5 protein-coding genes are annotated in these 13,114 nt (G+C 74.4%); all 5 read left to right on the forward strand.

Annotated features, from left to right (window positions below; translation table 11 throughout):
• Positions 1–27: 27 nt before the first annotated feature.
• Entirely contained in the window at positions 28–1,545 is a 1,518-nt protein-coding gene (locus ACZ7GX_RS14925; RefSeq protein ID WP_498776777.1) for an AMP-binding protein, read from the forward strand.
• Complete coding sequence (locus ACZ7GX_RS14930) at positions 1,545–2,765, forward strand: type III PLP-dependent enzyme domain-containing protein (protein WP_498776779.1); 1,221 nt, start codon at positions 1,545–1,547, stop codon at positions 2,763–2,765. The genes ACZ7GX_RS14925 and ACZ7GX_RS14930 overlap by 1 nt, the downstream gene beginning before the upstream one ends.
• Positions 2,762–3,244, forward strand: a complete 483-nt coding sequence (locus ACZ7GX_RS14935) for a cobalamin B12-binding domain-containing protein (protein ID WP_498776781.1) — start codon at positions 2,762–2,764, stop codon at positions 3,242–3,244. Before ACZ7GX_RS14930 ends, ACZ7GX_RS14935 begins: the two co-directional genes overlap by 4 nt.
• A gap of 373 nt (positions 3,245–3,617) precedes the next feature.
• Positions 3,618–4,922: a methylaspartate mutase gene (locus ACZ7GX_RS14940; RefSeq protein WP_498776842.1), complete on the forward strand. Its 1,305-nt coding sequence runs from the start codon at positions 3,618–3,620 to the stop codon at positions 4,920–4,922.
• An 80-nt stretch (positions 4,923–5,002) separates the two neighbouring features.
• A partial coding sequence (locus ACZ7GX_RS14945; protein WP_498776783.1) for an SDR family NAD(P)-dependent oxidoreductase occupies positions 5,003–13,114 on the forward strand: 8,112 nt, incomplete at its 3' end.

Consider the following 13,114-nt stretch of genomic DNA (forward strand, 5'->3'; position numbering starts at 1 on the left):
CCGCTTTCCGAATGGGAGACGCGGATTTTGGACGCCCGAATTGACCCGATCGAACGCGCCGCGTCGATCCACGGCCTGCTCGACGACGCCGCGGCCGAGACGCCCGACGCGTCCGCCGTCCGCGACCCGGTCGGCACGCTGACCTACCGCCGGCTGCACGCGCTGAGCCACGCCTTCGCCCGGTGGCTGCACGACCAGGGGCTGCGCCGCGGCGACCGCCTCGTCGTGCAGCTGCCGACCCGCCGGGAACAGGTCGCGATGTTCTTCGGCGCGTCCCGCAACGGCGTGGTCTTCGTGCCGCTCAACCCCGCGATGAAGCAGTACCACCTGCGTTCCGTGCTCGCCGACGCCGAGCCCGTCGCGGTGATCGGCGCGGGCGAGCAGACGGGGCGGCTGCGGGAGATCACCGACCTGCCGGTGCACGACCTGGCCGACGTGTGGCCCGAGGTCGAGGCGGCGGCCGACCAGGACGTCCGGGTGGACGTCGAGGTCGCGCCCGACGACATCGCCGTGCTCATCTACACCTCCGGCAGCACGGCCGCGCCCAAGGCCGTGATCGGCCCGCACGCGCAGGTGGTGTTCGCGTCCCGCGCCCTCCAGCAGGTGCTCGGCTACCGCGCCGACGACGTGGTGTTCTGCCGCTTCCCGCTGTCGTGGGACTACGGCCTCTACAAGGTCCTGCTGACGACGCTGGGCCGCAGCGAGATCGTGCTGGCGGGCGAGGAGTCCGACCTGTTGCTGCTGCGGCGGATGCGCGAGGTCGGCGCGACCGTGGTGCCCATCGTGCCGTCGCTCGCGACGATGATCACCACGTTGGCGCAGCGCGACGTCGAGCCGCCACCGCCGGTCCGGCTGATCACCAACACCGGCGCCGCGCTGTCCGCGCCGACGATCGGCGCGCTGCGGTCGGCGTTCCCCGGTGTCCGGGTGGTGCGCCAGTTCGGCCAGACCGAGTGCAAGCGCGTGTCGATCATGCCGCCCGAGGAGGACGACCAGCGGCCCCAGTCGGTCGGCCTGCCGCTGCCCGGCACCACCGTGTCGATCCTCGGCCCCGACGGCGAACCCGTGCCGCAGGGCGAGGTCGGCGAGATCGTGGTGTCCGGCCCGCACGTCATGCCCGGCTACTGGCGCATGCCCGAGCTGACCGACCGGACGTTCCGGCCGGTCGGCGACACCGGGCAGCGGCGGCTGCACACCGGCGACTACGGCCGCGTCGACGAGGACGGCTACCTGTACTTCGAGGGCCGCCGCGACGACATGTTCAAGCGCAAGGGCATCCGCATGAGCACGGTCGAGATCGAGGCCGCCGCGATGGACGTGCCCGGCGTGCGGACGGCCGCCGCGGTACCGCCGTCGGGCGACCGCGACCTCGCGCTGTTCGTCGAGGGCGACGTCGACCCGCACGTGGTGCTGAAGGAACTGGCCCAGCGCCTCGAACCGGCGAAGGTGCCCGCGATCTGCCGGGTCGTGGACGACCTGCCGCTGACCATGCACGGCAAGAACGCGCGCGCCGCGCTCGCCGACCTCCTCGACCGGAGCAGATGATGACCGACGACGTCGGGCTTGCCGCCGAGTTCGGCACGCCGCTGTACGTGTACCGGCTGGACGACGTGGCCGAGGCGAGGAAGCAGCTGTTCGACGCGCTGCCCGACGACGTCGAGCTGTTCTACGCGCTCAAGGCCAACCCGCACCCCGACCTGGTGCGGGCGCTGCGCGAGGGGGAGGGCCGGACCTGCCGGGCGGAGATCAGCTCCACCGGCGAGCTGGCCGCCGCGCTCGCCGCCGGGTTCCGCGGCGAGGACTGCCTCTACACCGGTCCGGGCAAGACCCGCGGCGAGCTGGACGAGGCGATCGCGCAGGGCGTGCGGTTGTTCTCCACCGACTCGGTGACCGACGTGCGGCACGTCGGCGAGGCCGCCCGCGCCCAGGACGTCGAGGTGGACTGCCTGCTGCGCGTCAACAGCGCCGCGGCCAGCGCCACCACCAGCATCCGGATGACCGGCACGCCGTCGCAGTTCGGCTTCGACAGCGAGGTGCTGGCCGACGCGCTGCCGCTGCTGCGGGAGGTGGCGGGCGTGCGGATCGCGGGCTTCCACTTCTTCCCGCTCAGCAACGCCACCGACGAGGACAACCTGATCGGCGAGTTCGAGCACACGATCGCGCTCGCCGCCCGGCTGTCGGCGGAGCTCGACCTGCCGTTGCGCTACCTCGACATCGGCGGCGGCTTCACCGTGCCATACGGCGCGCCGGGGGAGCGGCCCGAGTACCCGAAGCTGCGCGCCGCGCTCGAACGGGCGCTCGACCTGCACCTGCCCCAGTGGCGCGCCGGTGCTCCCCGCGTGGCCTGCGAGTCGGGGCGCTACCTGGTCGGTGGCAGCGGCACGCTGGTCGCGGGCGTCACCAACGTCAAGGTCAGCCGCGGGCGCAAGTTCGTGATCACCGACGCGGGCATCAACACGTTCGGCGGCATGTCCGGCCTCGGCCGGCTGCTGCCGGTCCAGGTGCAGACCGCGGAGGGCGACGGGCCGGTGGAGAAGGCGAGCCTCGTCGGTCCGCTGTGCACGCCGGGGGACGTCCTCGGTCGGCAGATCGACCTGCCGCCGGTGGAGTCCGGTGACGTCGTGTGCGTGCCCAACACCGGGGCGTACGGGCCGACGGCGAGCCTGCTGATGTTCCTCGGCAGGCCCGCGCCGACCGAGGTCGTGGTGCGGGGTGACGAGGTCGTCTCGGTGTCCAGCATCGAGCACCGCCGGGTGTACCGGTGACGACTCCGGACCACCTCCCGACCGCGCCGACGGTCGTGGTGAGCGGTGTCGCGTCCGACTCGCACACGTGGAACCTGGTGTTCCTCCAGCTGCTCGTGGAGGAGCTGGGCTACCCGGTGGTGAACCTCGGGCCGTGCGTGCCGGACGAGGTGCTGGTGGAGCGGTGCCGCCGCATCCGGCCCGGCCTGGTGGTGATCGGCACGGTCAACGGGCACGGCGGCCAGGACGCCCTGCGGGTGATCGAACGGCTGCGCGGCGTTCCCGAACTGGCCGCGACGCCCGTGGTGATCGGCGGCAAGCTGGGCGTGTCCGGCGACGTGAGCGGCCACACGCCCGCCCTGCTGGCGGCGGGTTTCGACGCGGTCTTCGAGGACGGCGGCGAGGCGATCGCCGACTTCCGCCGGTTCATGCGCGCCATCCCGCCCGCCGGCCGCCCCGCCCTGTCGCGCGTGGCGCAGGGTTCGGAGGCGACGGCGTGAGGGCGTCGGTCCGGCGACCGGCGCCCGGCGCCGTGGATCTGGTCGAGCCGCCCGCCCGGCCCGACTTCGAAGGCGCGTCCCGGTCTGCGTTCGGCCGGCCGGTGGGGCGCGAGGACGTCGGCGTGGCTCGGCTGGGCGTTATCTGTGGGCGTGTGGAGTCCCTGGAGCGATCGGCTTCCGGCCATGAGCGCCTCACCGCCGCGCGGTCGGCAGGTGTCGCCCGGCGCGGGGCGCGGGGCGCGCGTTCGGCGAGCGGAGGTCGCGGTGCCGCCGGGCGCGGTGATCGGAAGGTGCGGCGGGCCGCGAGGTGGGCGGCGTGAGGTCCGTCGGGTCGTCGGCCGGTGAGGGCGTCGTCGGGCGGACCCCCGGCGAGCTGGGCACGCGGCCGGTCGGGTTCGGCGAGTTCGTGCGCACCGCCGCCCGCCGTGACGGCCTGGTCGTGCAGCCGCGCATGGGGTTCGACTCGCCCGAGCGGATGCGCGCCGGGCTCATGGCCACCAAGCACGCCCGCGCCACCACCGTCGGCACCATCACGCTCGACAGCTACACCCGCGTCGGCGACCTCGCCGCGGCCGAGGCCGCGCTCGCCGACGGCATGCCGCTCAACGGCTACCCCATCGTGACCCACCTCCCCGAGACCACGGCCGGTGTCCTCGACGGACTCCGCGACGACGACTTCCCCGTCCAGGTGCGGCACGGCTCGGCCGTGCCCGGCGACATCGTGTCCGCCCTCGTCCGCCTGAAGATCGACGCCACCGAGGGCGGCCCGGTCTCGTACTGCCTGCCCTACGGCCGCACGCCGCTCGCCGAGTCCGTGCGCAACTGGGCCGACGCCGCCACCAGGTTCACCGCGCTGCGGGACTTCGGCGTCGAACCGCACGTGGAGACCTTCGGCGGCTGCATGCTCGGCCAGCTGTGCCCGCCGAGCCAGCTCGTGGCGATCAGCGTGCTGGAGGCGTTGTTCTTCGCCGCCAACGGCATCCGCAGCATCTCCGTCAGCTACGCCCAGCAGACCAACCAGGAGCAGGACGTCGAGGCCGTGGCCGCGCTGCGCCGCCTGTGCGGCGAACTGCTGCGGGTCGCCGACTGGCACGTGGTGGTCTACGCCTACATGGGCGCCTACCCCACCACGCCCGCGGGCGCGTACCGGCTGCTCGGCAAGGCCGCGGAACTCGCCGTGACCACCGGGTCCGAGCGGCTCATCGTCAAGACCGTCGCGGAGTCCCGGCGCATCCCCACCATCGCGGAGAACGTGGCGGCGCTCGAGCACGCCGCCGCCGCGGCGCGTGCCGGCACCACCCGACCCGCCCCGCGGGACACCCAGACCTACGCCGAGGCACGGGCACTGGTCGAGGCCGTGCTCGACCTCGCGGGCGACGTCGGCACGGCCCTGCTGCGCGCGTTCGAACGGGGCTACCTCGACATCCCCTACTGCCTGCACCCGGACAACGCGGGCCGCACCCGCAGCCACCTCGACGCGCGGGGTCGGCTGTGCTGGTCGGACCTGGGCAACCTGCCCCTGCGCCACCTCGTGGCGCCCACCGGCGGGCGGCACGTCACGTCCTCGGGCCTGCTGGCCGACCTGTCGTACGTGCGCCGCGCCTACGACGGCGAGCCGGGGCGACCCGGGCTACCCGACCACCACCCCGTATCCCTGCCCGCGAGCCCGGAGCGCTAGGTCAGGGGTCGGCTAGGGGCGTGCCGGCGCGGTCGTCCCTGTTTTCGTGCAACGAGCGTGCGACGGCGAATGCGTGGAGAGTGCAGATGAACGAGTCCGAGTTGACCGCGTCGCTGGCGGAGCTTTCCGCACCCGAGCAGACCAGGGTCCTGGTCGAGCTCGTCCGCCGGCACGCCCTGGCGGCGTTGCGACAGGTGCGGCCGGGCGAGCCGGTGTCCGTGCAGGACGCGGTGGCGTTCCGCGACCTGGGGCTCGACTCGCTCGCGCTGGTCGACCTGCACACGCGGATCAACGCCGCCACCGGCCTCGCCCTGCCACCCACCGTGGCCTTCGACCACCCCACGCCCGCGCTGCTCGCCGAGCACCTGCGCGCGGAACTGCTCGGCCTCGCGCCCGCGACGACCGCGCCGGTCGCGACCCGCCCGACCGACGACGCGGACGACCCGATCGCGATCGTCGGCATCGGCTGCCGCTTCCCCGGCGGCGTGCACGACCCGGAAGCACTGTGGACGTTGGTGGACGAGGGCCGCGACGTGCTCGGGCCGTTCCCCGCGGACCGCGGCTGGGCGCTCGACGACTACTTCGACGCCGACCCGGACGCGCCCCGCAAGAGCTACGTCGACCGGGGCGGCTTCCTCGACACCGCAGCGCTGTTCGACGCGGACTTCTTCGGCATCAGCCCCCGCGAGGCGGTGGCGATGGACCCGCAGCAGCGCCTGGTGCTGGAGACGGCCTGGGAGGCGTTGGAGCGCACCGGCATCGACCCGACCTCGTTGCGCGGCAGCCGCACCGGCGTGTTCGTCGGCGCGGAGGTGCACGACTACGGCGTCCACGTGCACGAGGCGCCCGAAGGCCTCGACGGCTACCTCATGACGGGCAACGCGCCCAGCGTGGTGTCCGGCCGCGTCGCCTACGTGCTGGGCCTGGAAGGGCCCGCCGTCACCGTCGACACGGCGTGCTCCGGCTCCATCGTGTCCCTGCACCTCGCGGCCAACGCGCTGCGCCGGCACGAGTGCGCGCTCGCGCTCGTCGGCGGCGTCGCGGTGATGGGCAGCCCCGGCATGTTCACCGCGTTCAGCAGGCAGCGCGGCCTGGCCCCGGACGGCCGGGTCAAGGCGTTCGCCGCCGCCGCGGACGGCACCGGCTTCGCCGAGGGCGTCGGCCTGCTCGTCGTGGAACGGCTGTCCGACGCCCGCCGCAACGGCCACCCGGTGCTGGCGCTCCTGCGCGGCTCGTCGGTCAACTCCGACGGCGCGAGCAACGGCCTCACCGCGCCCAGCGGCACGTCCCAGCAGCGGCTGATCCGGCAGGCGCTGGCCGAGGCGGGCCTGACCGCGGCGGACGTGGACGCGGTGGACGCCCACGGCACCGGCACCCGGCTCGGCGACCCGATCGAGGCGCAGGCGATCCTGGCCACCTACGGGCAGGACCGGCCCGAGGGCCGCCCGCTGTGGCTGGGCTCGGTCAAGTCCAACCTCGGGCACACCCAGGCCGCGGGCGGCGTCGCCAGCGTGATCAAGATGGTGCTGGCGATGCGCCACGGCGTGCTGCCGCGCACGCTGCACGTCGACGCGCCGTCGCCCAACGTCACGTGGTCCGCTGGCGACGTGCGGCTGCTGACCGAACCGGTGGCGTGGCCGCGCGGCGAACGCCCGCGCCGCGCCGGCGTGTCCGCGTTCGGCATCAGCGGCACCAACGCGCACGTGATCATCGAGGAGCCGCCGGCGGACGACGCCGGCGCCGTGCCGCGCGACGTCCGGCCGCGCCAGGTGACGCCGGTCGTGGTGTCCGCACGCGGTGAGCAGGCGCTGCGCGCCCAGGCGGAACGGCTGCTCGACGCCCACGCCGAGCCCGCCGACCTCGGCTTCTCGGTGGCCACCACGCGGGCCGCGCTCGCCGACCGCGCCGTGGTCGTGGCCGCGGACCGCGACGAGCTGCGCCGCGGGCTGCGCGCGATCGCGGCCGGTGAGCCCACGTCCGACGTGCTCGTCGGCTCCGCCCGCACCGGCGGCGGCCTCGCGTTCATGTTCACCGGCCAGGGCAGCCAGCGCGCCGACATGGGCGCCCAGCTCTACCGCGACTTCCCCGTCTTCGCCAAGGCGCGCGACGAGGCGATCGGCTACCTCGACCTGCAACTGGACACCTCGCTGTGGGACGTGCTGCACGCCGAGCCGGGCACGCCGACCGCCGAACTAGTCCACCGCACCGAGTACGCGCAACCGGCGCTGTTCGCCGTCGAGGTCGCGCTGTTCCGGCTGCTGGAGTCCTGGGGCCTGCGCCCCGACCACCTCATCGGCCACTCGGTCGGCGAGCTGGCCGCCGCGCACGTCGCGGGCGTGCTGTCGGTGGCCGACGCCGCCCTGCTGGTCGCCGCGCGCGGCCGGCTCATGGGCGAGCTGCCCGGCGCGGGCGCGATGGTGGCGCTGGAGGCCACCGAGGACGAAGTCCTGCCGCTGCTCACCGACGACGTCGACATCGCCGCGCTCAACGGCGCCCGGTCCACCGTCGTGTCGGGCGAGGAGACCGGTGTCGCGCTCATCGCCGCCCACTTCGCCGGCCTCGGCAGGCGCACGAAGCAGCTGCGGGTGTCGCACGCGTTCCACTCGCCGCTCATGGCGCCGATGCTGGCGGAGTTCCGCCGGCTCGCGCAGGTCGTCACCTACTCCCGGCCGCGCGTGCCGATCGTCTCCACGCTGACCGGCGCGCCCGTCACCGCCGCCACCCTGGCCTCGCCGGAGCACTGGACCGAGCACGTGCGCCGGTCCGTGCGGTTCCTCGACGGCGTGCGGCACCTGGTGGCGCAGGGCGTGACCACGTTCGTCGAGCTGGGCCCGGACGCCGTGCTGTCGGCCATGGTCCCCGACTGCGCGGACGCGGCGGACCTCGCCACCGCACCGGTGCTGCGCCGGGGCCACGACGAGGAGCGGACCCTGGTGTCGGCCGTCGCGCTCGCCCACGTCCGCGGCGGCGAGGTGGACTGGCGCGCGTTCTACGCCGACCGCGGCGCCCGGCAGGTCGAGCTGCCCACGTACCCGTTCCAGCGGCAGCGCTTCTGGCTCACCGCGCCGCGCGCCGTCGACGCCGCGCCCGGCCAGTCCGCGGTCCGGCACCCGCTGCTCGGCGCGGCCGTGGGCGTGGCCGGTTCCGATGGCGTGGTGCTGACCGGCGGTGTGTCGCTGCGCAGCCACCCGTGGCTGGCCGACCACGCGATCGGCGGCAGCGCCCTGCTCCCCGGCACCGCCTACCTCGAACTCGCCCTGCGCGCCGGGCAGGAGGTCGGCTGCACGGCCGTCGAGGAGCTGACCATGGCCGCACCGCTGGCCCTGCCCGCGACCGGCGTGGTGGCGTTGCAAGCCGTCGTCGGGGCCGCGGACGCGACCGGCAGGCGTGAGGTCGAGCTGTACTCGCGGCCCGAGGGCGCGGAGGTCGACGAGGCGTGGACCAAGCACGCGAACGGCGTCCTCGTGCCGAGCGCCGAGGACGTGCCCGCCGACCTGACCGAGTGGCCGCCCGCCGGCGCGGAACCCGTGGACGTCTCCGGGATCTACGACGAGCTGGCCGACCAGGGCTACGGCTACGGCCCGGCGTTCCAGGGCCTGCGCGCCGCGTGGCGGGTGGGGTCGGCGGTGTTCGCCGAGGTCGTGCTGCCCGAGGGCGTGGACGGCGCGGCGTTCGGCCTGCACCCCGCGCTGCTCGACGCGGCCCTGCACGCCACCGACCTCGCGTGGCCCGCCTCGGCGACCGGGACGACCCGGCTGCCGTTCGGGTGGGGCGGCGTCGTGCCGCACGGCACCGGCGCGTCCGCGCTGCGCGTGCGGATCACCGCGACGGGTGACGACTCGGCCCGCCTCGACCTCGCGGACGGCGACGGCGCGCCCGTCGCGTCGATCGGTTCGTACCTGGTGCGGCCGGTGTCGGAGGAGCAGCTGCGCGCCGCCCGGACCGGCCGCCCGGCCGCACTGCACCGCGTGGCGTGGACGCCGCTCGCGGTCGTGCCGGACCCCGTGCGCGCGGACTTCGCCGTGGCGCGGGTGGAGCCGGTGGACGGTGACGTGCCGGCCGCCGTGCGGGCCGTCGCCGCGACGGTGCTCGACCGGGTGCGGGAGTGGACGGCCGGTGGTGCGGACTCGCCGCTGGTGATCGTGACGCGTGGTGCGGTGTCGGTCGACGGCGAAGCGCCCGACTTGCGGCTCGCGCCGGTGTGGGGGTTGGTGCGGTCGGCGCAGGCCGAGCACCCGGGCCGGTTCGTGCTCGCGGACCTCGACGGCTCGCCTGCCTCGGACAGCGCGCTGGCGGCGGCCGTGGCGACGGGTGAGCCGGAGTTCGCCTTGCGCGACGGCAAGGTCCTCGTGCCGAGGCTGACGCCCGCACCCGCGACATCGCCACGAACCCTGGACACCGCCACTCCGCGCACCCAGGACATCGCCGGTTCGGTGGGGGACTCGGCCGGGTCTGCCCGGGATTCGGCTGCCGCCGCGCTGGTCACCGGCGGCACCGTCCTGGTGACCGGTGGCACGGGCGGGGTCGGGGCGCACCTCGCGCGGCACCTCGTGGCCGCACACGGCGTTCGCCACCTGCTCCTCGTCGGCAGGCGTGGTGCGGAAGCGCCTGGTGCGGCAGGTCTGAGCGAAGAGCTGACCGCGCTCGGCGCGCACGTCACCGTCGCCGCGTGCGACCTGGCCGACCGCGAAGCCACCCGAGCCCTCCTCGACGGCATCGACCCCGCCCACCCCCTCACCGCCGTCGTGCACGCGGCCGGGGTGCTGGACGACTGCCTCGTCGGCGAGCTGACCCCCGACCGGCTGGACGCCGTGCTGCGGCCCAAGGTCGACGCGGCCTGGCACCTGCACGAGCTGGCCGGCGACCTCGCCGCGTTCGTGCTTTTCTCCTCCACCGCCACGCTGTTCGACGCGCCCGGCCAGGCCGGCTATGCCGCGGCCAACGTCTTCCTCGACGCGCTCGCCACCCACCGCCGCGCGGCCGGCTCCGCCGCCACCTCCCTGGCCTGGGGCCTGTGGACCGACACCGGGATGGGCGCGGGACTGGACGACGCGGCCCTGCGGCGCATCGCGCGCTCCGGCCTCGAACCCCTCACCGCCGCCGAGAACCTGGAACTGCTCGACCTCGCGCTCGGCAGCACTGAGCCGGCCCTCGTGCCCACCCGCGTCGACACCGGGGGCCTGCGCAAGCGCCCGGACGACGTGCCGCCGATGCTGCGCGGCCTCGTGCCGACCCCGGCCCGCCGCCCCGCCGTCGCCGACGCGCCGGGGTCGAAGTACGCGGCGCTGCCCGAGGCGAAGCGCCAGGACGCGCTGCTCGCCCTCGTGCGCGCCACCACCGCGGACGTGTTGGGCCACACCGGTTCCGACGCGATCGGCGCCACCCGCGCGTTCAGCGAGCTCGGGTTCGACTCGCTGTCCGCGGTCGAGCTGCGCAACCGGCTGGGCACGGCGACCGGCCTGCGCCTGACCGCCACCCTCACGTTCGACTTCCCCACCCCGGCCGCGCTCGCCGGACACCTCGCGGAGCTGGTGCGCGGCACGGTGGCGGCCCGCCCCGAGGTCGCCGCGCCCGCGTCCGAGGCGTCGGTGGACGAGCCGATCGCCATCGTCGGCATGGCCTGCCGCTACCCCGGCGGGGTGACCTCGCCGGAGGACCTGTGGCGGCTGGTGTCCGGCGGTGAGGACGCCATCTCGGTGTTCCCCGGTGACCGAGGCTGGCCGGACGACCTCTACGACCCGGAACGCGCCCGCACCGGCACCAGCGCCGCCCGCGAAGGCGGCTTCCTCTACGACGCGGCCGAGTTCGACGCGGACTTCTTCGGCATCAGCCCGCGCGAGGCGCAGGCCATGGACCCCCAGCAACGGCTGCTGCTGGAGACCGCGTGGGAGACCGTCGAACGCGCCGGCATCGACCCGGTGTCGTTGCGGGGCAGCGACACCGGTGTGTTCGCGGGCGTGATGTACCACGACTGGGGCCTGCGCCTCGGGCCGCTGCCGGAGGAGCTCGCCGGCTACCACGGCAACGGCAGCCTCGCCAGCGTCGTGTCGGGTCGCATCTCCTACGCCCTCGGGCTGGAAGGTCCCGCGGTCAGCATCGACACGGCGTGCTCGTCGTCGCTGGTCGCCCTGCACCTGGCCATCCAGGCGCTGCGGCGCGGCGAGTGCTCGTTGGCGCTCGCGGGCGGCGTGACCGTGATGTCCACCCCGGACACGTTCGTCGACATGACCCGCCAGGGCGGCCTCGCGCCGGACGGCCGGTGCAAGTCGTTCGCGGGCGCGGCCGACGGCACCGGCTGGAGCGAGGGCGTCGGCGTCCTGCTGGTCGAACGGCTGTCGGACGCCCGCCGCAACGGGCACCAGGTGCTGGCGGTCGTGCGCGGGTCGGCGGTGAACCAGGACGGCGCGTCCAACGGCCTCACCGCGCCGAACGGCCCCTCCCAGCAGCGGGTGATCCGCCAGGCCTTGGCCGGCGCGCAGCTGTCCACTTCGGACGTCGACGTGGTCGAGGGCCACGGCACCGGCACGACGTTGGGTGACCCGATCGAGGCGCAGGCGTTGTTGGGGACCTATGGTCAGGACCGCGCCGAGGACGCCCCGTTGTGGTTGGGGTCGATCAAGTCGAACATCGGTCACACGCAGGCGGCTGCGGGTGTCGCCGGGATCATCAAGATGGTCTTGGCGATGCGGCACGGTGTCCTGCCGTCCACGCTGCACGTCGACGAGCCGTCGCCGCACGTGGACTGGACCGCCGGTGGCGTCCGCCTGCTGACGGAGGCGCGCGAGTGGGCGGTCGAGGGCCGGCCGCGTCGGGCGGGTGTGTCGTCGTTCGGGATCAGCGGCACGAACGCGCACGTGATCATCGAGCAGGCCGTCGAGGAGCGGGTCGAGCCCGAGCCGGTCGGGGCCGAGCTGCCGGTGGTGCCGTGGGTGCTGTCGGGTCGTTCGGCCGAGGCGGTGCGTGCTCAGGCCGCGCGGTTGGCGTCGTTCGTCGACGATGTCCGGCCGGTGGACGTCGGGTTGTCCTTGGTGACGGCACGTTCGGTGTTCGAGCACCGGGCGGTGGTGGTCGGTCGGGACCGGGACGAGTTGGTGCGTGGTCTGGCCGAGGTCGTGCCGGTGATGGCGCGTTCCGGTGGTGGGACGGCGTTCTTGTTCACGGGTCAGGGTTCGCAGCGGCTCGGGATGGGTCGTGAGTTGTCGTTGGCGTTCCCGGTGTTCGCGGGTGCGTTCAGTGAGGTGTTGGCCGGGTTCGATCCGGTGTTGCGGGAGGTGGTGCGGGGTGAGGATGCGGAGCGTCTGAACCGCACGGAGTTCACGCAGCCTGCGTTGTTCGCGTTTGAGGTTGCGCTTTACCGGTTGTTGGAGTCGTGGGGTGTTCGGCCGGACTTCTTGGCCGGTCATTCGATCGGTGAGATCGCGGCGGCTCACGTTGCCGGTGTGCTATCGCTTCCTGATGCGTGTCGGTTGGTGTCGGCACGGGCCCGGTTGATGCAGGCGTTGCCCGAGGGTGGCGCGATGGTGGCGATCAAGGCCGCCGAAGCCGAGGTGCTGCCGCTGCTGACCGAGGGTGTGAGCCTCGCGGCGGTGAACGGGCCGGACTCCGTTGTCGTCTCGGGTGTTGAGGCCGAGGTGTTGGAGGTGGCCGCGAAGTTCGAGCGGTCGAAGCGGCTGGCGGTGTCGCACGCGTTCCACTCGGTCCTCATGGACCCGATGTTGGACGACTTCCGGGCCGCAATAAGGGGGTTGAGCTTCCGAGAGCCGGAGATCCCCATCGCGACGGCCGGTGACGTCACGGACCCGGAGTACTGGGTGCGGCACGTCCGCGAAGCGGTGCGCTTCCACGACGCCGTGACGCGGTTGCACGACGCGGGCGTCAGCAGGTTCGTCGAGGTCGGCCCGGACGGTGTGCTCAGCGCGCTGGTGGACGACGGCATCGCCTTGCAGCGCAAGGGACGTGACGAGGCGGTCACGGCGGTCACGGGCCTCGGCCGGTTGCACGCCGCCGGCGGCACGGTCGACTGGGCCGCCTTCTTCGCGGGCGCCAACGCCCGCAAGGTGGACCTGCCGACCTACGCGTTCCAGCGCGAGCGGTACTGGGGGGGGGGGGGGGGGGGGGAGGGCGAGGCCGCCACCCCCAGCCCTTACCAGACGGGCCACCCCACACTCTGCGCCGCCTTCCCCTCACCGAGC

The sequence above is a fragment of the Actinosynnema sp. NPDC037264 genome (assembly GCF_055603705.1).

What these genes read in the sequence shown, in the direction of transcription:
- ACZ7GX_RS14930 (WP_498776779.1), top strand. Translation starts at nt 1,545, where the DNA reads ATGACCGACGACGTCGGGCTTGCCGCCGAGTTCGGCACGCCGCTGTAC.